20 protein-coding genes are annotated in these 24,362 nt (G+C 72.0%); 10 read left to right on the top strand and 10 right to left on the bottom strand.

Annotated features, from left to right (window positions below; genetic code table 11):
- The first annotated feature begins 38 nt into the window (after nucleotides 1–38).
- Both ACZ6TI_RS12360 and ACZ6TI_RS12355 read left to right on the top strand, forming a co-directional pair.
- Nucleotides 39–881, top strand: coding sequence for an FAD binding domain-containing protein (locus tag ACZ6TI_RS12360; RefSeq protein WP_465345097.1), 843 nt, complete (start codon nucleotides 39–41; stop codon nucleotides 879–881).
- Complete coding sequence (locus tag ACZ6TI_RS12355; protein WP_465345096.1) at nucleotides 874–3,654, top strand: molybdopterin-dependent oxidoreductase; 2,781 nt, start codon at nucleotides 874–876, stop codon at nucleotides 3,652–3,654. Before ACZ6TI_RS12360 ends, ACZ6TI_RS12355 begins: the two co-directional genes overlap by 8 nt.
- On the opposite strand, the gene ACZ6TI_RS12350 is transcribed toward ACZ6TI_RS12355, so the two are convergent.
- A complete protein-coding gene (locus ACZ6TI_RS12350) occupies nucleotides 3,623–5,152 on the bottom strand; it encodes a GMC family oxidoreductase (RefSeq protein WP_465345095.1) in 1,530 nt (509 codons plus the stop codon). The two genes, ACZ6TI_RS12355 and ACZ6TI_RS12350, sit on opposite strands and share 32 nt — an antisense overlap.
- A gap of 85 nt (nucleotides 5,153–5,237) precedes the next feature.
- Here ACZ6TI_RS12350 and ACZ6TI_RS12345 point away from each other — a divergent pair, with 85 nt between their 5' ends.
- Nucleotides 5,238–6,341: an XdhC family protein gene (locus ACZ6TI_RS12345; protein WP_465345094.1), complete on the top strand. Its 1,104-nt coding sequence runs from the start codon at nucleotides 5,238–5,240 to the stop codon at nucleotides 6,339–6,341.
- 6 nt (nucleotides 6,342–6,347) lie between these two features.
- On the opposite strand, the gene ACZ6TI_RS12340 is transcribed toward ACZ6TI_RS12345, so the two are convergent.
- The 3 genes from ACZ6TI_RS12340 to ACZ6TI_RS12330 all read right to left on the bottom strand — a co-directional run bounded on the left by ACZ6TI_RS12340 (nucleotide 6,348) and on the right by ACZ6TI_RS12330 (nucleotide 9,028).
- Nucleotides 6,348–7,085: an ABC transporter permease gene (locus ACZ6TI_RS12340; protein ID WP_465345093.1), complete on the bottom strand. Its 738-nt coding sequence runs from the start codon at nucleotides 7,083–7,085 to the stop codon at nucleotides 6,348–6,350.
- Between the two features lie 113 nt (nucleotides 7,086–7,198).
- Nucleotides 7,199–7,993 (bottom strand): DUF7065 domain-containing protein, encoded by a 795-nt coding sequence (locus ACZ6TI_RS12335; protein ID WP_465345092.1) that lies wholly within the window; start codon nucleotides 7,991–7,993, stop codon nucleotides 7,199–7,201.
- 9 nt (nucleotides 7,994–8,002) lie between these two features.
- Nucleotides 8,003–9,028 carry a ParB/RepB/Spo0J family partition protein gene (locus ACZ6TI_RS12330; protein ID WP_465345091.1) on the bottom strand — a complete coding sequence of 342 codons (1,026 nt, stop codon included), beginning with the start codon at nucleotides 9,026–9,028 and terminating at the stop codon, nucleotides 8,003–8,005.
- A gap of 267 nt (nucleotides 9,029–9,295) precedes the next feature.
- On the opposite strand from ACZ6TI_RS12330, the gene ACZ6TI_RS12325 reads away from it, so the two are divergent.
- From ACZ6TI_RS12325 to ACZ6TI_RS12310, 4 genes are read left to right on the top strand one after another with little or no spacing between them, the layout of a single operon-like run.
- On the top strand, nucleotides 9,296–10,438 hold the full coding sequence (locus ACZ6TI_RS12325) for an acyl-CoA dehydrogenase family protein (protein WP_465345090.1): 1,143 nt from the start codon (nucleotides 9,296–9,298) through the stop codon (nucleotides 10,436–10,438).
- Nucleotides 10,435–11,898 (top strand): amino acid adenylation domain-containing protein, encoded by a 1,464-nt coding sequence (locus tag ACZ6TI_RS12320; protein ID WP_465345089.1) that lies wholly within the window; start codon nucleotides 10,435–10,437, stop codon nucleotides 11,896–11,898. Before ACZ6TI_RS12325 ends, ACZ6TI_RS12320 begins: the two co-directional genes overlap by 4 nt.
- Complete coding sequence (locus ACZ6TI_RS12315) at nucleotides 11,895–12,158, top strand: acyl carrier protein (protein ID WP_465345088.1); 264 nt, start codon at nucleotides 11,895–11,897, stop codon at nucleotides 12,156–12,158. Before ACZ6TI_RS12320 ends, ACZ6TI_RS12315 begins: the two co-directional genes overlap by 4 nt.
- Nucleotides 12,155–12,985, top strand: coding sequence for an alpha/beta fold hydrolase (locus ACZ6TI_RS12310; RefSeq protein ID WP_465345087.1), 831 nt, complete (start codon nucleotides 12,155–12,157; stop codon nucleotides 12,983–12,985). Before ACZ6TI_RS12315 ends, ACZ6TI_RS12310 begins: the two co-directional genes overlap by 4 nt.
- Before the next feature lie 55 nt (nucleotides 12,986–13,040).
- Here ACZ6TI_RS12310 and ACZ6TI_RS12305 read toward each other — a convergent pair whose 3' ends face one another.
- Nucleotides 13,041–13,967, bottom strand: a complete 927-nt coding sequence (locus ACZ6TI_RS12305; protein ID WP_465345086.1) for a thioesterase family protein — start codon at nucleotides 13,965–13,967, stop codon at nucleotides 13,041–13,043.
- A gap of 193 nt (nucleotides 13,968–14,160) precedes the next feature.
- On the opposite strand from ACZ6TI_RS12305, the gene ACZ6TI_RS12300 reads away from it, so the two are divergent.
- Nucleotides 14,161–15,033: an ABC transporter ATP-binding protein gene (locus ACZ6TI_RS12300; protein WP_465345085.1), complete on the top strand. Its 873-nt coding sequence runs from the start codon at nucleotides 14,161–14,163 to the stop codon at nucleotides 15,031–15,033.
- On the opposite strand, the gene ACZ6TI_RS12295 is transcribed toward ACZ6TI_RS12300, so the two are convergent.
- From ACZ6TI_RS12295 to ACZ6TI_RS12280, 4 genes are all read right to left on the bottom strand, one after another.
- Entirely contained in the window at nucleotides 14,971–16,281 is a 1,311-nt protein-coding gene (locus ACZ6TI_RS12295) for a condensation domain-containing protein (RefSeq protein WP_465345084.1), read from the bottom strand. The two genes, ACZ6TI_RS12300 and ACZ6TI_RS12295, sit on opposite strands and share 63 nt — an antisense overlap.
- On the bottom strand, nucleotides 16,269–17,387 hold the full coding sequence (locus ACZ6TI_RS12290) for a cytochrome P450 (RefSeq protein WP_465345083.1): 1,119 nt from the start codon (nucleotides 17,385–17,387) through the stop codon (nucleotides 16,269–16,271). The genes ACZ6TI_RS12295 and ACZ6TI_RS12290 overlap by 13 nt, the downstream gene beginning before the upstream one ends.
- A 167-nt stretch (nucleotides 17,388–17,554) precedes the next feature.
- Nucleotides 17,555–18,187, bottom strand: a complete 633-nt coding sequence (locus ACZ6TI_RS12285; protein WP_465345082.1) for an O-methyltransferase — start codon at nucleotides 18,185–18,187, stop codon at nucleotides 17,555–17,557.
- Nucleotides 18,184–18,639, bottom strand: coding sequence for a VOC family protein (locus tag ACZ6TI_RS12280; protein ID WP_465345081.1), 456 nt, complete (start codon nucleotides 18,637–18,639; stop codon nucleotides 18,184–18,186). Before ACZ6TI_RS12280 ends, ACZ6TI_RS12285 begins: the two co-directional genes overlap by 4 nt.
- Nucleotides 18,640–18,705: 66 nt before the next feature.
- Here ACZ6TI_RS12280 and ACZ6TI_RS12275 point away from each other — a divergent pair, with 66 nt between their 5' ends.
- On the top strand, nucleotides 18,706–20,313 hold the full coding sequence (locus ACZ6TI_RS12275) for a (2,3-dihydroxybenzoyl)adenylate synthase (protein WP_465345080.1): 1,608 nt from the start codon (nucleotides 18,706–18,708) through the stop codon (nucleotides 20,311–20,313).
- 1 nt (nucleotide 20,314) lies between these two features.
- Entirely contained in the window at nucleotides 20,315–21,058 is a 744-nt protein-coding gene (locus ACZ6TI_RS12270) for an SDR family NAD(P)-dependent oxidoreductase (RefSeq protein ID WP_465345079.1), read from the top strand.
- Between the two features lie 10 nt (nucleotides 21,059–21,068).
- Here the strand turns inward: ACZ6TI_RS12270 and ACZ6TI_RS12265 are convergent, their stop codons facing one another.
- Nucleotides 21,069–24,353 carry a non-ribosomal peptide synthetase gene (locus ACZ6TI_RS12265; protein WP_465345078.1) on the bottom strand — a complete coding sequence of 1,095 codons (3,285 nt, stop codon included), beginning with the start codon at nucleotides 24,351–24,353 and terminating at the stop codon, nucleotides 21,069–21,071.
- Nucleotides 24,354–24,362 lie beyond the last annotated feature (9 nt).

Raw genomic sequence — 24,362 nt, 5'->3', positions numbered from 1 at the left:
GTCGCTAGGGTCCGTCAGGACCCGGGAGGTGGGCACACGTGAAACCCGCCCAGTTCGCTTACCAGGCTCCGATGAGCGCCAAGGAAGCCGTGGCCCTGCTGGCCGAGCACGGCGACGAGGCCCGGCTCCTCGCCGGCGGCCAGGCGCTGATGCCGCTGCTGGCCGACCGAACGGTTCGGACCCGGCATCTCATCGATCTGAACCACGCCACGGATCTGTCCTTCGTGACCCGGGAGGGGTCCTGGCTGAAGATCGGTGCGCTGACCCGGCTGCGACAGCTGGAGAAGGATCCGGTCGTGCGCGCCGTCGCGCCGCTGCTGGGCATGGCGGCCGCGCTCGCCGGTCCGGTCCAGGTCCGCAACCGGGCCACGCTGGGCGGCGCTCTGGCGCAGGCGGATCCCGCCGCCGAGTTCCCGGCGGTGGCGCTCGCGCTGGAGGCCCGCATCGAACTGCGTGGCGACGGGGTGGTCCGGCACGTGCCGGCCGCCGACTTCTTCCTCGGTGCCCGGGAAACCGCCCGCACCGGCACCGAACTGCTTGCCGCGGTGGAGTTTCCGGCACCGTCCGAACCTTGGGGGTACACCATCGAGAAGGTCGCTCCGCAGTCGATCGGATTCGGGCTGGCCGGCGCCGTGGTGCTGCTCGGCGGGGACGTCAGCAGGCTGGCACTGTTCGGTGTCACGCCGGCGCCGTCGAGATCCGCCGGGGCGGAGGAGGCCCTGGCCCGGCACGCGACCGCCGACGAGGTCGCGGACGCCGCGCTGGCCGGGCTCGATCCGCCGGACGCGCGCGGGATCCGCGGGACCACCCGGATCGCGCTGGCCCGGGGCGCCATCGTCCGGGCCGTGCACCGGGCCCGGGGTCAGGTGCCCCATGTCTGACCGGATCTCCGAACGGATCGACGTGCAGATGACCCTGAACGGCCACCGCGTGCAGGCCGGCACGACGGCCCGGACCACGCTGGCCGACTTCCTCCGCGAGGACTGCCGGTTGACCGCCACCCACCTCGGCTGCGAGCAGGGCGCCTGCGGCGCGTGCACGGTCTCGATGGACGGGTCCACGGTCCTGTCCTGCCTGGTGCTCGCGGTGCAGGCGGACGGGGCGGAGATCTGGACCGCCGAGGGCCTGGCCGAGTCGGGCGGGGTCACGCCGCTGATGACCGGACTGCGCGCCGAGCACGGCATCCAATGTGGATTCTGCACGCCCGGTCTCCTGGTCCGGGGGGCCGAACTCCTCCAGGAGCACGCGGTGCCGAGCGAGCCGGAGATCCGGGCCGGCCTGTGCGGAAACCTGTGCCGCTGCACCGGGTACACGAACGTCGTCAAGGCGGTCGCCCGCGCCGCGTCGGCCGGCGGGCCGTCGCAGAACGGGGCGTCGCGGCCGGCGGAGAGCGCGCTGCGGCGTGAGGACCTGCGGCTGCTCGCCGGGCACGGCGAGTTCGTCAACGACGTGTGCCAGACCGACGCGCTGCACGTCGCGTTCCTGCGCAGCGACATCGCCGCCGGACGGTTGACCCGCCTCGACGTGTCCGCGGCGCGGGCCCTCGACGGCGTGGCCGCGGTGCTGACCGCCGAGGATCTGAACCCGCACGCCGGCTCGCTGCTGCCGACGCCGATGCTGGAGGCCGGCGGCTCACCGCTGGTGCCGCTGGTCGCCGATCGGGTGCACTACGCGGGGGAGCCCCTCGCGATGGTCCTCGCGCAGGACCGCTATGTGGCCGAGGACGCGCTGGAACTGATCGAGGTCGAGCTGGAGCCGGACGACCCGGTGCTCGATCCGGAGACCGCGACGGACGACACCGCCGGCCTGGTATACCCGGAAACCGGATCGAACCTCTGCCAGGAGGTGAAGTCGCCGGTCCGGCCCGCCCTGCGGCGCGCGCTGGAGGACTCACCGCACGTCGTACGCGCCACCTTCCACCAGCAGCGGCACGCCAACGCGCCACTCGAGCCGCGCGGGGTGGTGGCCTCCTACGATCCGGTCACCGGCGCGCTGCGGTCGTGGATCTCGACCCAGAACCCGCACGAGGCGAAGCTGGCGATGTCCCGGGCGACCGGCGTGGCGGCCGAGCAGGTGCGGGTCAGCGTCGGGGACGTGGGCGGCAGCTTCGGCCAGAAGTTCTGGGCCGGCCGCGAGGAGCTGACCGTCGCGCTCGCCTCGCGCCTGCTCGGCCGCACGCTCAAGTGGATCGAGGACCGGCGGGAGAACCTGGCCGCGTCCCCCTACGCCCGTGGCGACATCGGCACCGGGACGTTCGCGCTGGACGAGGACGGCCGCTTCCTCGGGTGCTTCCTGGAGCACCTGGAGGACACCGGCGCCTACCCGACCGGCGTGATCGGCCTGGCCGGGCCGTTCGTCGGCATGATGTTCACCGGGCCCTACCGGATTCCGCTGCACGCCTTCCATTTCCGCTCGGTGCGCACGAACACCTGCCCGCGCGGGGCCTACCGCGGGCCGTGGGCGTTCGCCACGGTCGCGCGCGAGGAGATGATCGACGAGGTCGCGCGTGCGGTCGGGCTCGACCCGCTGGAACTGCGCCGCCGCAACGTGATCTCGGCCGCCGAGCTGCCGTACTCGCTGCCGACGCGGATGATGCTCGACCACGTGACCCCGGCGGACACGCTGGAGGAGGTCGCGCGGCGGCTCGGCTACGAGGAGCTGCGCCGGCGTCAGCGGCGAGCGTTCGAGGGCGAGGGCCGGCTGCTCGGCATCGGGCTCGCGCTGTGCGTGGAGCCGTCCAGCATGGGCACGATGCAGCCCCTCGACAGCGACACCGCCCGGCTGCTGGTGGAGCCGGACGGCACGGTCACCGCCTTCCTGGCGACCGGTTCCGGCGGCCAGGGCGTCGAGACGACGATGGCCCAGGTGGTGGCGGGCGAGCTGGACATCGAGGTGGAAGCGGTCCGGGTGGTGCAGGGCGACACCGACGCCACACCGTACGGCCGGGGAACCGGCGCCAGTGGCACCGCGGTGATCACCGGCAGCGCCTGCCGCGCCGCGGCCGCCGAGCTGATGATCGCCGCGAAGGAGCTCGCCGCCGAGCTGCTGAAAGTGCCCGCCGACCGGATCGAGCCGCGCCGGGGCGTGCTCGGCGATCACCTGAACCCGGGCGCCACCGTGTCCTGGGCCGACCTGGCCGAGGCGGCGCCGAGCGGCGGGCTGCGGGCCGTCGGCAGCTTCAAGGCCCCGCCGGTGACCTGGTCGAACGCCTGCCACGGCTGCCTGGTCGAGGTGGACCGGGACCTCGGCCTGGTCCGGATCGAGCGGTACGTGGTCGCCGAGGACTGCGGCAGGATCATCAACACGAAGGTGGTCGAGGGCCAGATCGCGGGCGGCGTGCTGCAGGGCATCGGCGGTGCGCTGTTCGAAGAGGTGCGCTACGACCAGCAGGGCCGTCCGCTGACGCTGAGCTTCGCCGACTACCCGATCCCGATCGCGACCGACGCGCCCGACGTCGAGTGCGGGCACATCGAGACGCCGTCCCCGACCCCCGGCGGCCACAAGGGCATGGGCCAGGGCGGCGCGGTCGGCGCCCTGCCGTGCGTCTTCAATGCGGTCGCGGACGCGCTGGCTCTGGTCGGCGCCCGCGTCGACCGCACGCCGGTGGACCCGGAGCGGATTCTCACCGCGCTCGCTGAAGCCGCCGCCGGATAGCGGCGGCCAGCCGCTCGGCCACCATCACCGTGCTGAGATACGGCGGCACCCCGCACGGCGCCGGCATCACCGAGGCATCCGCCACCCACAGCCCCTCCACCCCGAGCACCCGCCCTTCCGGGTCCACCACGCTGCCGGGGTCGCCCGGCGGACCCATCCGGCAGGTGCCCGAGGGGTGGTACTGCGGGCGGCAGTTCTCCCGCAGCCACCGGCCGAGGTCCCCGTCCGGCACCTCCGGGCGGGTTGCGACGACCTCGCGCAGGGCGGGGTGGTCGAGCATCTCGGCGGCGTGCCGGACGGCGCCGCGCATCCGGTCCAGGTCCCCGGCATCCGCGAGCAGCCGCAGGTCGATCACCGGATCGTCGGTCGCCTCCGGGCTCCGCAGCCGCACACCGCCGGTCGAGACCGGCCGCATGAGCGAGACCATCAGGCCGCCCGCCGCCGGGCCGAAAGTCCGGTCGAGCGGGAGGAACTGCAGGTCGCCGGATCGCGTGCGTAACAAGTAGCCGCCCGATTCGGTCCGCCGCGATCGCGCCGCGGCGGCGTCGGTGAGCCGCAGGTCCAGCAGGATGCCGGGATGGTCGCTCAGCCCGGCGCCGACGCCGGCGAGGGCGGCGACGACGTCGATGCCCAGGGCGCCGAGCGGCCCGGGCGGGCCGACTCCCGAGCGCAGCAGGACGGCGGGGGAGTGCAGCGCGCCGGCGCAGAGCACGACCGCGGGCGTGGACACGACCTCCCGGTGGTCCGCGGCGATCAGCTCGACCCCGCACACCCGGCCCGCGTCGAAGAGCACCCGCGCCACCGTGTGCTCGCCGGCGACCCGCAGCCCGGGCCGGTCGCGGGCCGGTTCCAGATGGCTGTCGTTGCTGGAGACCCGGACGCCGTCGCGGCGATGCCACGCGGCGGGGGAGACGCCGGTGCTGCCCTCCGCGTTCAGGTCGGGATGGTCGGGGTGGCCGAGGCCGGTGGCGGCCGCGTGCAGTGCCGCGCTGAGCGGTCCCTGCCGGTCCGCCGGCGGGCGGGAGATCGGCACCGGGCCGCCGGAGCCATGGCCGGGGCGGTCGCCGAAGTCCAGATCGTCCTCCAGCGCGACGAACGCGGGCAGCACGTCCGGCCAGGACCAGCCGCCGCATCCGGCGCGTGCCCAGACGTCGAAGTCGGCTCTCGTGCCCCGCACCGCGAGCTGGCCGTTGATCGCCGAGCTGCCACCGGCGCCCCGGCCCAGCGCGTACGGGCGCAGCGGCTGGCTCTCGGTGCACCGGGCCTGCAGCGTCGGCCAGCGCAGCGAGCGCATCGCCAGGGCTCGGCCGATGTCCGGGCCGCGTACCGCGCGCGGGGTGTCGGCGGTGCGGTAGTCCGGTCCCGCCTCGACCAGCAGGACGCGGCCCGGATCAGACTCGGACAGACGGGCGGCGAGCACCGCGCCGGCCGCCCCGGCGCCGACCACCACGACATCCGCGGTGGGCGGGATCGCAAACTCGCAGAGGGGCACGGACATGGTGCTCATTCTTATTGCTTGATGCATTTACGAGCCAGGGTAAAGTTGGGCCGGACGCGTTTCCGTGGCGAATGAGGAAACAACCATGCGTGATGTGCTCGAACCAATTCTTGACTGGTATGACAGCGGCATGACTTTCGGGCTGGCGACGGTCGTCAACACATTCCGGAGCGCCCCGCGGCAGCCCGGTGCGGCGATGGCCGTGTCCACGCAGGACGAGGTCGTGGGCAGTGTGTCCGGCGGATGCGTCGAGGGCGCGGTCTTCGAGGTGGCCAAACAGGCGATCGAGACCGGCGAGCCGTATTACGAGAAATACGGCTTCAGCGACGACGACGCGTTCGCCGTCGGACTGACGTGCGGGGGAATCCTGCACGTCTATGTGGAACAGGTGAACAAACAGACGTTCCCGGAGTTGCGCGCGATCGCCGATTCGGTGCACAAACGCGAGCCGGTCGCGGTCGCGACCATTATCAATGGCGCGCGGAAAGCCGGCGCGCGGCGGGTGATCTGGAACGACCACACCTCCGGCTCGCTCGGATCGGACGGCCTGGACCACGCGATCGACGACGACGCCCGCGGGATGCTCGCGCAGGGTGTCACCGGCGAACGGCACTACGGGGTCGACGGGCAGCGGCGCATGGAGGAGGTCTCGGTCTTCGTGCAGGCGTTCGCGCCGCCGCCGAAGATGCTGGTGTTCGGCGCCATCGACTTCGCCGCGGCCGTCGCGCGGGTCGGCAAGTTCCTCGGTTACCACGTGACGGTGTGCGACGCGCGCGGCGTCTTCGCCACGGCCAAGCGCTTCCCGGACGCGGACGAGGTGGTGGTCCGCTGGCCGCACGACTTCCTCGAGGAGGCGGAGGTCGACGCGCGGACCGCGATCTGTGTGCTGACCCACGACCCCAAGTTCGACGTGCCGCTGCTCAAGGTCGCGTTGCGCACGGAGGCCGGCTACATCGGCGCCATGGGCAGCCGGCGCACGCACGACGACCGCACGGCCAAGCTGCTCGAGGCCGGGGTCACCGACGAGCAGCTCGCGCGCCTGCGCTCGCCGATCGGTCTCGACGTGCACGCCCGCACTCCGGAGGAGACGGCGGTGGCGATCGCGGCCGAGCTCATCCAGACCCGCTGGGGTGGTTCCGGCCAGCCGCTCATGGAAACGCGAGGCCGCATCCACGGCCTCGCGTCCTGACGGCGCCTAGGAAGCGAAGTACAACTTGCGCTTCTCGTGGTCGTAGAAGACCGCGGAGAGTACGAAGCAGCCGGCCGCCATCGCGAGCAGGATGACGACCGGGCGCAGCACGTCGCCGACGCCGCCGTTCTCCGCGATGACGCTGTGGAAGCCCTTGAAGGACCAGTAGACCGGCGACGCGGGCGCGATCGCCTGCACCCAGCCGGGCAGCCGGTCCAGTGGCGACAGTGCCCCTCCGGTGCCGACCAGCAGCAGTGCCGCGAGGCTGACCAGCGCGTTGAGCTGCTGGATGCCGGTGCAGACCACGCTGAGCAGCAGTCCGAAGCCGACCTCGAAGGCGACCAGGGCGATCGCGACCAGGGCGACCCCGAGCAGGCTCCCGTGGAAGCGCAGCCCGAAGACCAGCCAGCTGAACGGGAAGAGCAGCAGGTACTGCGCCAGGAAGGCCACCGCCAGCGGGGTCAGCTTGCCGACGACCACGTCGATCGGCCGGGTGCCGCTGGACCGCAGGCGGTCCCAGGTGCGCCAGCCGTGGTCGCGATAGAAGGCCAGGCCGATGGCGGAGATCCCGAAGAAGCCGAACAGCGCGGCCATCCCCGGAACCGCCCGGTCCGGGCCGCCGACCAGGCCCTTGGCGAAGAACAACAGGAGCACGCCGGGAATGACGATGAGGATCACCACGATCCACGGGTCGGTCCTCATCAGCCGGGCCTCGTGGCGGGCGATCGTCAGCACTCGTGGCATCGTCAAGATCCCCTCAACGGCAGTCGCGGCAACAGGTCCACATAGTCTGGCCACAGAGCCCGGGGCCGGCGCAACGAAGCAATCTTTGTCGCGCGAGTGAGGAAGATGCGCAGTCAAGCACCGGTCCGGTCGGGGTGGTTCCACTCCCGCCAGCCGATGCCGTCGCCGGTCGCCCCGGCCCGCACCCGGGTCATCGCCCGGCGCAGCAGGCTCCGCCCGCCGTCCGGTGCGGGCAGGTCGAGGGTGACGTGCCCGACGTCGGCGAACTCGAGCAGCGTGTCGTTGAGCCGGAGGGTGTCCACACCGGCCGCGGCCGCGCGCACGATCTCAGTGGGCCGGCCGGGCCGCATCAGATAGCCGTCCGGCAGGATCCGGCCCCGCGCGTCCAGGGCGGTGGCCTGCACCCGGGTGCCGTCGGCGAGGCGGACGGCGCACCAGGTCCAGTCGAAGCGCCACCAGTCCCGGACGCCCCAGGAATGGTCCCGCTGAGCCGGCCCGTCCAGCCGGAACCGCCGGCTGCCGAGGTGGATGTCGCCGACCGCCCAACCGGGCTGCTCCAGGCGGCTGCCGCGCGGGTAGCGGTACTCGGGCGCCCGCCCGGTCCAGGCCAGATCCATCGTGAAACCGTCTCCGGCGGCGGCGAGATGCCATCCGGCGGCGGCCGGCTCGACCAGCAGCCGCAGGGACTCGTCGGTGGTCTGCCAGGGCGGATCTCCGCGGCCGGTCAGCGGGCGATCGATGGCGCATCCGGCCGACCCGTCGGCGGACACCACATAGGCCCACCACCAGCGCCGGCCGAGATTGGGGTAGTCACCGACCCGGACGAAGCCGCCGATCGAGCCGTCCAGCGCGGCGAAGTCGAAATACCAGGACTCGCCCCACAGGCGGTCGGCGCCGGGCTCGCGCACCCCGGCCGCCTAGAAGGGTCCGCGGCGGCGCATCTCGTTGGCGAGCTCGAGCCAGGACTCGGCGATCGAGCAGGCCACGTCGGCGACGAGGCACATGCAGTGGTCCGGCACCCGGGTGGCCAGCAGGTCCCAGTCCTTGTCCACCTGCTGGCTCTGGGAGTACAGCCACCGCAGCATGGCGCGGCCGTGCTCGGTCATCCGGACGGCGGGGTCCTGGCTGAGGTTCTGCAGGATCTCCTCGCGGCACTCGGTGGTGTGCGGCTGTTCGCTCTTGATCCGCTCCTGGAGCTTGCGCTCGGGCGTGGGCCGTTCGACGTGGGTGCCGGCACGGCGGCGCGCCGGCACCGGATCTTCCCCTCGGCGGAGCCGATCCCGTACGTCGCGGACCGTGCTCGGGGAGATGCCGGCCTTGCGGGCGATCTCGCGGGAGGAGGACTCCGGGTTGAGGGCGATCAGCTCGCTCGCGAACCGCCGGCCGTCGAAGGTGCTCAGCGGGCGGACCCGGCCGTCGCGGCCGAGGCGGTCACGGACCTCGGGCAGGGCGTGCACCGCGTCCGCGCGGACGGCGCCGACCGTCTTGGCCGAGAGCCCGGACGCGTCGGCGATGGCCCGGTCGGACCAGTACGGGTTCGAGTGCAGGATGCGGGCCGCCGCCGCCTTGCGATCCGACAGCGTGAGAGGCAGGCCGTGCCGCACGTTCGCCTTGACCGCCATCACGAAGGCCTCGGCGTCGTCGCCGTCGTACAGGATCGCGTCGACGGTCTCCTCGCCGCGCAGGATCGCGGCCTTCAGGCGGTGCATCCCATCGATGACCCGCATTGTCTCTCGGTGGACGAGAATGGGGGGCAGCTCGTCCTTCAGTTCCGCGAGCGACCGCACGTGGTCCGGGTCCTCACCCTGCAGGCGGGGCGAATCGGCGGGTAATAAATCGGAAATCAGCAGCCGGACCCGGTCGTACGACGACGGTGTCCGGTGTGGCGGCACGACCAGCGAGTTTCCCGGAGCGGCATGCTCTTTATCGACGCAATGCTCCATTGATGTGTCCCCCGTTGCTACGATTCGTCCCCGCGACGCAAGGTTTTCCGGGCCACCTCTCACGGTCATTGGCTATGACAGGTTTGTCAACCCGGCGTTACATCGAATGCCGTGATCATCTGCGGTATTCCGCAGACTGTCCACGGCGGACAGTGATCTTTGGACAGTAGTCGCCGCGCTGATCCACTCGACAGGTCGAAGTCGCTGTGTTCACATTGCCGAAGACCTCGACCGTGCCCTTCCGCCTCGGACGAGATGGTGCCGTTCATGGAATTTGATCTGACAGAAGCGCAGCGTAAGCGTTACGACGAGATGATCGCGGGGGTCCGCGAGCCGTCGTCGGCGCTTCTCGCCGGCGAAACCCGATCCCCGTTCAGCCGCTCGCAGTGGACTGCCGCGGCGCGCCTCGGCGTGCTCGGCCTGTGTTTGCCGATCGAGTTCGGCGGCGGCGATCTGGGCGCCCTGGACACCGCCTTATGCCTAGAAGCGTTTACGGAGAGTGGTGGCGACACCGGCCTCGGATTCGCCATCAGCGCCCATTTGCTGGCATGCGCCGTGCCGGTCCGCGATTTCGGCGCCGGAGCGGTGCGCGCTGAGTTACTTGAAGGAATGATCAAAGGTGAAATCATTGCGGCGAATGCGATGACCGAAGACGGTGCGGGATCCGATATCGGACAATTGGGAACAATGGTGGAACGCGTCAATGACGAATATGTCGTGAATGGCGTGAAGTCATTCGTCAGCAACGCGCCGGCCGCTGATCTCTTCGTCATCTATGGAACGTCCGACCCGGATGCCGGTTACCTGGGCCAGACCGCGCTGGTCGTGCCCCGCTCCCTGCCGGGCATCACCGTCGGGGAGCCGATCGCCAAGATGGGTCTGCACTCCTGCCCGGCCGGGCGGGTGGAGTTCACCGACTGCCGGGTGCCGGTCAGCCACCGGCTCGGCGCGGAGGGGCAGGGCGGCGCCATCTTCCAGCATTCGATGAGCTGGGAGCGCAGCTGCCTGCTCGCCATCTATCTGGGCCAGATGCGCCGGCAACTGGACAGCTGCGTGGCACACGCCAAGCAGCGCCGCCAGTTCGGCCGGGCGATCGGCGCGTTCCAGGCGGTGTCGCACCGGATCGCCACGATGACCCAGCGCCTGGAGGCGGCCCGGCTGCTGCTCTACCGCGCATGCTGGCTGCTCGACCAGGGGCGGGCGGATCCCGCGGCGACCGCGATGGCCAAGCTCGCGGTGTCGGAGGCGACCGTCGCCAACAGCCTGGACGCGGTCGGCATCTTCGGTGGGGCGGGCTATCTGGCGGACACCGGCATCGAGGCACAGCTTCGCGACTCCGTACCCAGCGCGATCTTCTCCGGCACCAGCGACATCCAGCGGGAGATCATCGCCGGCCGAGCCGGGCTATGACCCTGCATCAGCTCGCCATCGACGCGGCGGCGCGGTGGCCGGATCGGCCGGCGGTGAGCGGATCGGCCGGGGTGATCCGCTATGCCGACCTCGACCGGCGGGCGAACGCCCTGGCCGCGCGGATGCGGACGGCCGGCGTCGCCCGCGGCGACCGGGTAGCCCTCTGGGCGGACAAGTCGCCGGATGTGGTGGTGGCCATGCAGGCCGTGCTGCGGCTCGGCGCGGTCTATGTGCCGCTGGACCCGTCGACCCCGGCCGCCCGGGCCGCCGCCGTGCTGCGCGACTGCGCACCCCGGCTGTTGTGCGGAAGCGGGCCGCGCCGGCCCCGGCCGGCCGGCCTCGACCAACCCGTGTTCGACCTCACCGAGTCGGCGCCGGAGCCGGCCGCGCCGGTCAACGAGCCGGTCGGCGCCGACGAGCCCGCCTTCATCCTCTACACCTCCGGGTCCACCGGCGTGCCGAAGGGCGTGTGCATCAGCCACCGCAACGCACGGGCGTTCGTCGACTGGGCGGCGGCGGAGCTGGCGGTGGCGCCGGCCGACCGGTTCGCCAACCACGCCGGGCTCACCTTCGACCTGTCGGTCCTGGACGTCTACGCGGCGTTCGCCGGGGGAGCGCTGGTGCACCTGATCCCCGCCGAGCTCGCGTACGCGCCCCGGCGCCTGGTGGATCTGCTGCACGAGGAGCGGATCAGCGTGTGGTACTCGGTGCCCTCGGCGCTGACCCTGATGCTCCGGGAGGGCGGCCTGCTGGACCGGCCGGCGCCCACCGCCCTGCGCGCGGTGCTCTTCGCCGGCGAGCCGTTCCCGATCGCCCAGGTGCGCCGTCTCGCCGCGTGGACCGGCGCCCGGCTGCTCAACCTCTACGGCCCCACCGAGACCAACGTGTGCACCTACCACCAGGTCGGGGCCGCCGATCTGGATCGCGACCGCCCGGCTCCGATCGGCGTCGCGGCGAGCGGGGACACGGTGTGGGCCACCCGGCCGGACGGCGGGCGCGCCGGCGCGGGGGAGGAGGGGGAGTTGTGGGTCGACGGGCCCACCGTGATGCGCGGCTACTGGGGCCGCGAACCGCATCGGGGGCCGTATCCCACCGGCGACATCGTCCGGGTGTTGCCCGGGGGCGCGCTCGACTACGTCGGCCGCAAGGACCTGATGGTGAAGGTGCGCGGCTACCGGATCGAACTGGGCGACGTCGAGGCCGCCCTCGCCGCGCACCCCGATGTCGAGGAGGCCGCGGTGGTGGCGACCGGGGTGGGCACGGACGCGCGGCTGGAGGCGTTCGTGGTCCCGGTGGCCGGGCGCGTGCCGGGGCTGCTGACGCTCAAACGGCACAGCGCCGAGCGGCTCCCGCCGTACATGATCGCCGACCGGATCCACGTGGTCACCGGGCTTCCGCGCAATCGGAATGGCAAAGTGGACCGAGCGGCACTCGCCCGGAACGGAGGCCGATCGAGTTGATCGATGATCAGGTGGTGTCCGAGCTGCTCGGCTTCATCCGCAGCGCATTCCTCGACGGTGACCCGGGCGGGGAGCTGACCGATGAGACGCCGCTGCTGGCCTGGGGCATCCTCGACTCGTTCAAGACGGCGCGGCTGCTGAACTTCATCGAGGACGACCTCGGCACGCGGATCCCGCCGGAGCAGCTGTTCGCCGGGAACCTCAAGGACGTTCGCAGCATCGCCGAGATGGTCCACGCGAACGGCGACGCCCTGCCATGAGCTCCGACATTCCGCGTTATGTGGATCTTGCGGCCGGCCGGTTCCACTACCGCCGGTGGACCTCGGGCGCCGGCGGTCCGACCGCTCTGCTGGTGCACGGCAACGGCAGTTCCTGGCGGACCTGGTCCCGGGTCGGCCCGGCGCTGCACGCCGGCGGCGCGGAGGTGTTCGCCCTGGATCTGCGGGGCAGCGGAGCCAGCGTCCGGACCCCGGCCGGATCGTACGGCCTGCCGGAGATCGCCGGAGACCTGCACGACTTCATCGAAGCCCTGCGGCTGCGCGCTCCCGTGGTGATCGGGCACTGCTGGGGGGCCGCCGCGGCGCTCGCCCTCGCGACCGGCGCGGTCCGCGATCGGCCGCCGCCGGCGATCAGTGGTCTCGTCCTCGAGGAGCTGCCGCCGGACATGGCGTCCACCCCGGACCAGCCGGTGATCCAGGACTTCCTGCGGCTGATGCGCAAGCCCCGGGATTACGTGGAGAAATGGGTGGACCTGGTCTGCCGGAACTGGGATCTGATCGATCGCCGCAGCCTGGTCGAGGACATCTGCGCCACCGATCTGGAAATCTATCTCAGCGCGGTCGGCGACGGCGCCGCCGCGGGTGCCCTGCTGCCCGTTCTCGCGCGATTGGAGATACCGGCTCTGGTCCTTCGCGGGAACCCGGTCCGCGGCGGAATGCTGGATGCCGCGAATTGGCAGTCGATCCGGCGCCATCTCCCGGAAAACGGCGCCATGCACGAATTCGACGGCAGCGGACACGAGGTCCATCGCGGCGACTACGCGGAATTCATGCGCATCGTGACGGAATTCCTGCACAAAAACGGGTAGCGACGGCGTCTGCCGTCGCTACCCGGAATGCGTGGTCGCCGCGAGGAGGAGTCGATCAGCTCTCCCGGAGTTCGAACCACGACTTCTGCAGCCGTGCCATCAGCTTGGGATCCGAGAAGTCGTGATAGGTCATCTGGGCGTGCGACGTGACGAGCAGATCGCCGTCCTCGGTCCACAGCCGCGCCTCGCCGCCGAGGATCCCGTCACCGACGTAGGAACCGACGGCGTCGGCGAGCAGCCACTGCGCGTCGGGGTGGAAGGTGTGGAAGTTCACGGTCAGGTTGAGCGTCGGCGCGATGAACCGCAGCGGCGGCGTGAACGGGTCCGCGACCACCGGGAACTGCATGGCGGCAGCGATGATCACGTAGCGGCCGGCGTCGGCCCACGAGGTCGAGAGGTTCTCGCCGATGGGCATCCGCTGCCATCCGCGGACGTGCGCGTCACGCCGCGGCGTGAAGTGCAGCTCGTCCTCCGGGATCTTGTCGACGCCGGGGTAGTCGTGGGACCCCATCAGTCCCTTGATCATGCGGAACTCGAGGTTCTTCCAGAAGGGCTCCTCGCCCATCAGCTGGATCACGTCCTCGTCGAGGATCGTGGTCTCCAGCTCATCCGGTTTGGGGGCTTCCGGGGCCGGCTGCCAATTGACGTGCGGGCTCCACTGGCCGGTCGGCGCCGCCGACACCAGTGCGACCAATACGTCGTTGCCGTTCTGCGTCATGCGCACCATCAGCGATTCGGCCCGCTCGGTGGTCTGCAGAGTGGTGACCTCGAGATCGGCGGGGCCGAATGTCGCCTCGTTCAGATAATGACACGAAACGCTTACCGGCTTGACCATCGCGCTCGATGCCTCGGCGGCGCGAAGCGCGATCGCGGTCAAATATCCGCCGACCGGAACCCACATCTTCCAGTCTTCGGAAATGTTTCCCCGATACTTGCCCTCGCCCGTTTTCTCGACTGCGGTTTGCTGCTCCAGACTGGTCATAGGCGATGTTTACCATGGGCGTGAGGACAGTCGATACCGCGCGATATCCGCCGACGGCGAGGGGGTGTCGACTGTGTGTTCTACGCAGTTGGCCATCCGCCGCGCGGGACCACGCCGTCCGTCGATGGCACGATGAGTGGGACCGCCGGGCCGCGTCATGACCCACCAGCGAACACCTGATCGTGGAGGATGCATGGGAGCCGTCGACCTCGCCTCTGACCGGCCGGCCGCGCAGGTTCGCGGGCTGCGTAAGTCCTATGGCGACGTGGTCGCCCTGCGCGGGCTGGACCTCGAGATCCCGCCGGGCTCGGTGGTCGGCCTGATCGGGCCCAACGGTGCGGGGAAGACCACCGCGGTGCGGTGCATCGCCGGCCTGCTCACCCCGGACGACGGCGAGGTGGTCATCGCACCGGGCCGCACCCTCCAGAGATCGCGGCTGGCGGTTGCCACCCAGGAGATCGAGCTGTATCCGGGGCTGCCCTCCCGGACGAACCTGACCTTCTTCGCCCGCCTGTCCGGCGTCGCCGACCCGGACGCGTTGCTGGCCGAGATCACCGCCGAGCTCGACCTCGAGCCGCTGCTCGACCGCCGGCCCGCCGATCTGTCGATCGGGCAGCAGCGCCTGGTCCACGTGGCCGCGGCCCTGATGTCGGCGCCGCAGCTCCTGCTGCTGGACGAGCCGACGGCCGCCCTCGACCTCAAGGCGCGCACCGCGGTGCTGGACGCGATCACCCGGCGCCGGGAGGCCGGCGTCGCGGTCCTGCTCTCCAGCCACCAGCTCAACGACATCGAGGCGGTCTGCGACACCGTGGTGATGATCAGCAGCGGCGAGGTCATCGCCAAGGGCCGCCTCGACGAGCTGATCGCGGAATATGGCGGCGCCCGGATCGAGGTGACCGTGGACGGCAAGACGCAGGTGGTCGACGGCGACGACGTGACCGCGGCGATCGCCCAGGTCTCGGCCGGCGGCGGCCGGGTGGAGGCGGTCGAGGTGATCAAGCCGTCACTGGAGGCGGTGCTGCTCACCCTCACCGGCATGCGCGACCTGGACCCGACCCGGTCCTGATCCCGCGATCGCGCCGGCGACGGCCACGTAATCGCTGACCAGCCGCGTCGCGAAGGCGTCGTCCAGCCGGGCGCGGTTGTAGCAGAGCACCACCCGGAAGCCGCCGTGCTGCGGATAGAGCTGGAACTCGCACTCGAAGCGGCTGCCGAGCTGGTCGACGACCACGATCTCCGCCTCGGCGCCCGCGATGCGCATCGTCCCGGGCAGCTGCGGCACCAGTTGGAACATGACGTCGTCGGCCCGCCGGCCGGGCTCGGCGACGGTCACGCCCGGCAGCAGTTGATAGGGCAGCCGCTGATGGACGAACGCGTTCATCGCCGTCTCGTGGGTGCGGCGCAGGGCCTCGCCGAAGTCGTCCGGGCGGTCGATCCGGATCCGCAGCACGGCCATGTTCGCCAGCAGCCCGACCGTGTCGCGCAGCTCCGGCCGCGTGCGATTGCCGAGGAACGAGGCGACCGCCAGGTCCTCGTCGCCGGTGTGCTCGCGCAGCACCAGGTAATAGACGGCGAGCATGGCCGACGCGAGGGTGGTGTGCTGCTGCCGGGCGATCCGCGTCAATGCGGTGACCGTGCCCGCGTCGATGGCGCCGGTGGCGCTGGCGCTCACCCACGGATCGCCGGACCGGGCCGGCCGCAGCGGCAGCCGCGGAACCCGGGCGCCGGCGAGATGGTCCGTCCAGAAGGTCCGGTCCTCGGCCGACTCGGGCCCGGCGAGCCAGTCCTGCTGCCACTCGCAGAACCGGGGGTACTGCCAGCGCACGCGGGGGAGCGGGCCGCCGTCGCCGGCCAGCGCGTGCAGATCCCGCACCAGCAGCCCGCACGAGGCGCCGTCGGTCGCCGCGTGGTTCAGGTTGAGGCACAGCCCGTGTTCGTCGTCGCCGAGCCGGAAGAGCGTGACGCGCGTCGGCCAGCGCTCGGCGTCGACCGGCCGGCGTACCTCCTCGGTGACGGCGTCACGCAGGGCGGCGACCGGGTCGCCGGCGTCGAGGTCCCGGCGGTGCAGGCGCACCGGCCGGGGGTCGTGCACCACCTGGGTGAGCCGGGCGCCCCGCCCGGAGAAGGTGGTCCGGAGGCTGTCGTGCCGCGCGGTCAGCGCCGTCAGGCCGTCGCTGAGGCGGTCGACGTCGACCGGCCCGCGCAGGCGCAGGACGATCGGGCAGTTGGTCGACCCGTCCTCGCCCCGGAACTGCTCGAGCAGCCACAGCAGGCGCTGCGCCACCGAGGCCGGGAGACTCCTCACCTCGGCCATACGGTCACCGGCTGGGCGGAGAAGCCGCGCAGGACAAGGCTGTTGCGCCGGGTGAACTCGCCCCTCGGCGCCAGGCCGCCGGTCGCCCGGACCAGCGCGTCGAGCGCGGCGACCAGCTCCACCTTGGCCAGTGACGCGCCCAGGCAGCGGTGGTGGCCGAAACCGAACGCGAGATGCGGGTTCGGCGCACGGTCGAGATCGAACGTGTCCGGGTCCGCGAAGACCTGTTCGTCGCGGTTGGCCGAGCCGAAGAGGACGAGCAGCCGCGCCCCGGCCGGCAGGTCGACGCCGCCCAGCCGGTCCGCGTCCACGGTGGCGCGCCACAGCCCCTGCACCGAGGTGTCGTAACGCAGCGCCTCCTCGACCACCGGGTCGGCCAGCTCGGGGGCGGCCCAGAGCCGGCGCTGCACCTCGGGGTTGCGGACCAGCATGTCGACGATGTTGGTGAACAGGCTGGTGGTGGTCTCCACCCCCGCGACCAGCAGGAAGGCGCAGAACGCCATCACCTCGTGATCGGAGAGCCCGGCCGCGTCGGTGGCGGCGACCACGCTGAACAGGTCGTCGCTCGGTGCCTTCTTGCGCCGGCGGATCTCGGAGTAGAAGTAGCGGAACATGTCGTAGCCGCGTCCCAGCTGGGTGTCGGCGGCGCCGGCCGCGTCGAGGTCGTCGGTGATCACCTCGGCCCACTGCCGGAACTCGGCGCGCATCTCGGGCGGCACGCCAAGCAGCTCCGCCAGCACCAGGGCCGGCAGGGGAGCGGCGAGATCCTGATAGATGTCGGCCGTTCCGCGCTCGGAGTTCGCCAGCAGGCCGGCCACCAGCTCGGCCGCGATCCGCTCGATCGAGGGGAGCAGCCCGGTGATCGCCGCACGCCGGAACGGGCCGAGCACCGCGCGCCGCAGCCGGGTGTGCTCGGGCGGATCCGTCGCGATCAGCACCCGGACGCCGGGCGCCCCGATCCGGTAGTCCACGGACTGCGGCGCGTGCGGGCCGAGCACCGCGCCCATGCCCAGACGGGAGGAGAAGCGGTGCGGGTTGCCGAGCACCTCGACCACGTCGGCGTGCCGGGTGACGGCCCACAGATCGTGCGACTCGAGGTAGCGCACCGGCGCCTGCTCCCGCAGCCATCGATACCCCGGATAGGGGTCCGAAACGGTGGACGGATGGTCCGGATCGAAAGGGCAGGAGGGCGGGAGTTCAGCCGCCCGATCGGCTGACTTCATAACTGCCGAGGTTGTCAGCCCGCGCCGGGGACGTCGAGAGCCGGACCCGCTCAGGCGTGGGCGGCGCGGCGGATCAGGGAGAGGCCGGCGCGGACCGTCAGCATCACCTGGATCAGGTCGGCGCGATCCGCCACATAGGAGTTGAACGCCTCGACCGCGGCCGCCTCCTCGGGATCGGGGGTGATGGCGAACTGCAGCACGTTGTCGACGGCGACCACGCCGTGCTCGCCGAGCAACGGGATCACGGCTTCCAGATATCGGATGTAGGACGGCCGATCCGCGTCGAGGAAGACCAGATCGAAGGGGGCGGCAAGCTCGGCGAGGGTGGTGCCGGCGGGTGCCTCGCGGAGCTCGATGCGATCCGCGTACGGCGAGAGCGCGAAGTGCCGGCGAGCCATGGCGGCGTGCCGCGCGTCGCACTCGAGAGTCACGATCCGGCAGTCGCCGGGCATCGCCTCGGCCATGCTCAGCGCGGAATAGCCGGTGAACGTGCCGATCTCCAGGATGCGCCGCGGGCGTTGGATCGCCACCAGCGTCGCGAGCAGACCCCCCTCGACCGCGCCGATCATCATCTCCGGTCGGTCGGTTTCCGCGGCGGTCGCGGCGGCCACCTCGGCGAGCAGTTTCGATGGCGGGGTGGTGTGCTCCCGGGCGTACTGATCGATCTTGGGCCGGACGATCATGCCGTGTCGCCTCGCTCTCCGGTGGTGACCGCGCCCCAGTCCCGGGCCGGTACGTCCCGCACGTGCTGACTGAACTCCCAAAGGTGGCCCTCACAGTCCCGCACGAGGTACTGCCGCAGCCCCCAGGGCTTGTCGGTGGGCCGGTGCAGCGCCTCGACACCCGCCCGCTCGGCCGCCGCGAAGTGCCGATCGACGTCGTCGACCCACACGATCACCTTGCACACATGGCCGTCATCGGCGGGGCCGCGCAACAACCCGCCGGCCGCGGTCAGCATCACCACGCCGCCGTTCCCGGTGTCCATGTCGGCGTGGCTCATCCGGCCGTCGTCGCGGGTGTGCCGCAGCAGCTGCCGGAAACCGAACACTGTGGACAGCCAGTCGACCGCCACGGCCACGTCCCGGTAGACGAGCTCGGGCACGACGCGCGGAAAGCCGTCGTCCGGGTTGTACATCGCCGGACCGTACAACGTGGCGCGCGGGCGGCGGTGGGTGGTCAAATACCGGCAGGAGGCCTGGCGATGATTGAGTTCGACCGATTCCCCGAGGAGTTCGCGCGGCGTTACCGGGAGGCCGGGCACTGGACCGGGGCGAGGCTCGGCGATCTGCTCCGGGAGTGGGCCGCGCGGCCCGAGCCACGCACCGCGATCGTCGACGGGGCCGGACGCCGGTGGAGTTACGCGGAGCTGGACGCCCGGGCCGACCGGCTGGCCGCCGGACTCCGGGAGCTCGGCATCGGGCCGGGCGATCCGGTCGTGGTGCAGCTGCCCAACTCCGCCGCCTTCGCCGTGGTCAGCATCGCGCTGTTCCGGCTGGGCGCGCCGCCGGTGTTCGCCCTGCCGAGCCACCGCCGCAGCGAGATCGCCTATCTGTGTGAGGCCGCGGGGGCGGTCGCCTATGTGATTCCCGACGTTCACCAGGGATTCGACTACCGCACCCTCGCCGCCGAGGTGGCGCGCAGCGTCAAGACGGTCGAGCACGTGCTGGTGGACGGAGATCCGGGCGACGCCGTCGCGCTGGACGGCGTCGACGCCGACCCGCGGCCGCTCGCCGGGCCGGATCCGGCGGACATCGCGTTCTTCCTGTTGTCCGGCGGCACCACCGGGCTGCCGAAGCTGATCCCGCGGACCCACGACGACTACGCATACCAGCTGCGGGCGACCGCGGAGGGGCTGCGCCACACCGAGGAGAGCACCTATCTGGCCGCGCTCCCGGTCGCGCACAACGCCGCGCTGGGCTGTCCCGGGCTGCTCGGCACGCTGCTGGTCGGCGGAAAGATCGTCATGCCGCCGAGCCCGGCCCCGGACGACTGCTTCGATCTGGTCGAGTCCGAGGCGGTCACGCTCACCACGCTGATGCCCCCGCTGGTGCTGCTCTGGCTGGAGGCGGCCGGCTTCTACGACGTCGACTTCTCCCGGCTGCTGGTGCAGGTGGGCAGCGCCCGATTCCCGCCGGAGCTCGCCCGCCGCATCTACAGCGAGCTCGGCGCATCGCTGACGCACTGGTTCGGGATGGCCGAGGGGCTGCTCACCTTCACCCGGCTCGACGACCCGCGGGACGTCATCATCCACACCCAGGGGCGTCCACTCAGCGCGGACGACGAGTTGCGGGTGGTCGACGAGCACGACCGGGACGTGCCGCCGGGCGAGATCGGCGAGCTGCTGACCCGCGGGCCGTACACGATCCGGGGTTATTTCCGGGTGCCGGAGCACAACGCGAAGGCCTTCACCGCGGACGGTTTCCTGCGCACCGGTGACCTGGTCCGGCTGAACCCGGACGGCACGATGGTCGTCGAGGGCCGCATCAAGGACGTCATCAACCGCGGCGGCGAGAAGGTCTCGGCCGGTGAGGTGGAGGACCTGCTGATCACCCATCCCGCGGTCCGCGAGGTCGCCATCGTGGCCATGCCGGACCGCGTCCTCGGCGAGCGGGCCTGCGCCTGGGTCGTGCCGCGCGGCGAGGCGCCGAGCCTGGAGAAGGTCCGGTCGTTCCTGCGGGCGGAGGGTCTCGCCGACTACAAGCTGCCCGACCGGCTGGAGCTGGCCGAGGGCTTCCCGCACACCAAGGTCGGCAAGGTCGACAAGGCGGAGCTGCGGGAGATGGTGGCGGCCCGGCTGGAGGGCCGCTGACGTGCCGGTCGAGCCCGTGGTCGTGGTCACCGGGGCCGGATCCGGGCTGGGCCGCGCGCTGGCCGTCTCGCTGGCGGCGAAGGGACACCGGCTCGCGCTCGTCGGTCGCGACAAGGAGAAGCTGCGCGAGACCCGGGCGCGGATGGCCGGCGCGGACTGCCTGATCCTGCCGGTGGACATCACCGAGGACGGCGCGGCCGAGCACATCGTCCGGCACACGCTCGACGAGTTCCAGCGCATCGACGCGCTGGTCAACAACGCCGGGCTGGCCCGGATGGCGCGCATCGAGGGTCTGACGCGCGCCGATGCCGAGGCGATGGTCGGCACCAACCTCGTCGGGCCGGCGCTGCTGATCCGGCACGCGGTCACGGCCCTGCGCGAGACGAAGGGCACCGTGGTGAACGTCGGGTCGATCGGCGGCCTGCTCGCCGTGCCCTCCCGCGCGCTCTATGGCGCGAGCAAGGCGGCCGTGCACCACCTGACCCGCTCGCTGGCCCGCGAACTCGCCCCGGACGTGCGGGTCAACGCGGTGCTGCCCGGCGCCATCGACACCCCGATGTACGACGACCTGGGCGCCGACGCGGCCGGCGTGGCCGCACTCCGGCGCTCGATGGTCGACAGCACCCCGATGGGCCGGATGGGCACGCCGGAGGACGTGGTGCCGTGGGTCGAGCACCTCCTCGGACCGGCCGGCCGCTGGGTCACCGGCAGCCTGTTCGTCATCGACGGCGGCCGTTCCTGCTGAGCACCGCGGGTCAGATGACACCCTCTTCGGTGTCCGCGGTGGCCGCCTCGATCAGCGCGGCCAGATCGGCGACGGTCGGCCCGGTGAAGAGCCGCCGCAGCGACACCTCCACCCCGAACCGCTGCCGCACCTTCTCCAGCAGCTGGGTGGCGAGCAGGCTGTCCCCGCCCAGGGCGAAGAAGCTCTCGCTGCGGCCCACCGTGGCGGCCCGCAGCAGGGCCGCCCAGATCTCGGCCAGCTCGGTCTCCAGCGGCCCCTGCGGCGCCTCGCCGCGGGCCCGGTCGGCCGACGCCGCGATGAGGGCGGGCAGCGCCTTGCGGTCCACCTTGCCGTTGGCGCTCAGCGGCACCTCGGGCAGCACCACCAGCTCGTCGGGCAGCATGTAGGCCGGCAACCGGTCGCCCAGGAAGGTCCGGAGCTCCGCCGGTGCGACCGCTCCGCCCTCGACCACCACGGCCGCGCCGATCCGGGTGTTGCCCAGCCTGGTGGCGGCCGCCCGCCGGACACCCGGATGCGCGGCGAGCGCCGCCTCGATCTCACCGAGCTCGATCCGGTGGCCGCGGATCTTCACCTGGTCGTCGGTGCGCCCGAGGAACTCCAGGGTGCCGTCCGGCCAGTACCGGCCGAGGTCGCCGGTCCGGTACCAGCGCTCCCCGGCGTGCCGCACGAACTGCCGGTCGGTCCGCTCCGGATCCCCGCGATAGCCGCGGGCCACGCCCGCGCCGCCGATCCACAATTCCCCGGGTACGAAGTCCGGGCAGTCCCGTCCCCGTCCGTCGCTGACCCGGTACTTCTGGCCCCGCAGCGGCCGTCCATAGGGGATCGACCGCCAGTGTCCGGGCACCGCACCGACATCGAAGGCGTTGGACCAGATCGAGCCTTCGGTGGCGCCGCCGAGCGCGGTCAGCCGGCAGTGCGGCGCGGCCTCGGCGAGGCGGCCCGGCAGGTCCAGCCCGACCCAGTCGCCGGAGACCAGGGCCAGTTTCAACCCCGGCACGTCGCCGACCACCAGCAGCATGTCGAGCAGGGCCGGCACCGTGTTCCACACCGTGACGTTCCAGCGCCGGACCAGCCGCGCCCATTCGCGGGCCTCACGGCGGAGCGACTCCTCGACCAGGACCACCGCGCCGCCGGCCGACAGCAGCCCGAAGACGTCGTACACCGACAGGTCGAAGTCCAGCGCGGACACCGCCAGCACCCGGTCCTGCGGCCCGACGCCGTACCGTTCGTTGATCTCGTCGATGGTGTTCCGCGCGGCCCGGTGCGTGATCTCCACGCCCTTGGGCGTGCCGGTCGACCCCGAGGTGTAGATCACGTAGGCCAGGTCGTCCGGGTCGGCGGCCACCGGCGCGGACAGTGCCGGGCCGTCGCCCGGCAGCTCGGTCAGCACCTGGCCCACGCCGGCGCCGGCGTAGATCTCGTCGCGGCGCAGGTCCGGTTGCTCCACGCCGACCGGCACATAGGCCGCCCCCGCGGCCAGCACGCCGAGCACGGCCACGATCTGGTCCGGGCCCTTGGCCATCGTGACGGCGACCGGATCGCCGGGCCGCACCCCGCCGGCCACCAGGCGGCCCGCCACGACCAGGGCGCGCCGAGCCAGCTCGCCGTAGGACAGCCGGCCGTCGTCCCCCCACAGCAACGCGGGCCGACCGGGCTCGCGCGCCGCCCGTGCGAAGAAGTCCTCGTGCAGCAGCCGCGCCGGGTGCGCCGCGCCGGTGTCGTCGACCGCGGCCCGGATCGCCGCCTGGCCGGCCGGCAGCGAGAGTGGCTGGGCCGTCGCCCAGTCCGCCTCGCGCAGCCACTCCACCAGGTCCACGTACGCCGTGAACATCGCGTCGATCACGCCCGGCGGGAAGAGCTCCTCGATCACGTCCCAGTTCAGCAGCAGGCCGCCGTCCTGCTCGGTCACCTGCTGATCGATCCACACCTGCGGGGTCTCCGACGTGGTCCACACCGGGTCGCCGAGGCAGCGCCGCACCTCGGTCCCGAACAGCTCACCAAGGCCGATGGCGCTGGTGAACACGACCGGCGCCATCATCCAGTCGCCGGGCCGTTCGCGGGCCAGGTCGCGCAGCACACTGACGCCGGGGTACTCGATGTGGGCCATGTCGGACTGGAGGCGGCGCTGCACGCGCTTGGCCTGCTCGGCGAACGGCAGGTCCTCGGACATGTCCATCGCCAGCAGCAGCAGGTTGGTGAAGTCGCCGACCAGCATCGGGGCGTCCGGGTGCAACTCCTCGCGGTCGAACACCGGCAGGTTGAGCAGGAACCGGGGATCCGCGCTCCACCGGGCCAGCACCTCGGCGAACGCGGTCGCGAAGGTGACCGGCAGGGTGATTCCGAACTTGGCGGCCCGCTCGGCGAGGCGCTGCCGGTCGGCCGCGGACAGCCAGTGGTGGCGCCGGTTGACCCCGACCCGGACCAGCCGTTCCGGGTCGTCCGCCAGCGGCAGTTGCGGTGCGCCGGGCAGCTCGGCCAGGCGCTCCCGCCAGTACGATCGCGCCCGGTCCAGGCTGTCCGACCGGCGCGCCGCGGCCTCCGCGAGATAACGCGGGAAGGAGAAGGAGATTCCCGGGAGTTCCTCGTCCGGGCGCAGGTAGAGCTCGGCCAGGTCGGCCAGGATCACCTGGTAGCTCTGCGCGTCGGAGACCAGCATGTCGATGTTGATGTGGGTGCGGGTGACGCCGGCCGGCAGCAGGGAGAGCTGGACGTCGAAGACCTCGCCCTCCTCCACCAGGAGCCGCTTGTGCGACAGGCTCCGGCGCAGTTCCTCGGCGGCGGCCGGTGACGCGTCGCGCAGGTCGTGCACGGTCAGCCCGGGCCACCTGCTCGCCGCCCGGATCTGCTGGCGGCCGTCGGCGGTGAACCGGGCCCGCAGCATGCCGTGCCGTCGCAGGAGCGCCCGGACGGCCTGCTCCAGCCGGTCCCGATCCAGGCCCGAGCCGTCGAACTCCGCGTAGAAGTGCGCGCTGACCCCGCCGAGCATCTGGCTCTCGTCGCGTCCCACCCAGTACGCCTGCTGCATGGCGGCCAGCTCGAACGGCGCCGCCTCGTCGACGGTCACCCCGGCGGCTTTCGGCGCCTGGGCGGCCACCCGCTCCTCGGCGAGCGCCGACCAGGCGCGCAGACTCGGCTTCTGGATCAGGTCGGCGAACTTGAGCGGCACCCCGGCCCGGCGCCACAGGGAGGCCAGGCGCATCACCGTGATGGAGTCGACGCCGTGGCCGATCAGATCGTCGTCGTCGGCGATCGCGGCCGGGTCGGCGCCGATGGCCTCGGCCACCGCCTGCCGCATCGATTCCAC

It is taken from the genome of Actinoplanes sp. NPDC051388 (assembly GCF_055586225.1).
The sequence above is the reverse complement of the archived record's forward strand: the minus strand, read 5'-3'. Positions and strand labels throughout refer to the sequence as shown.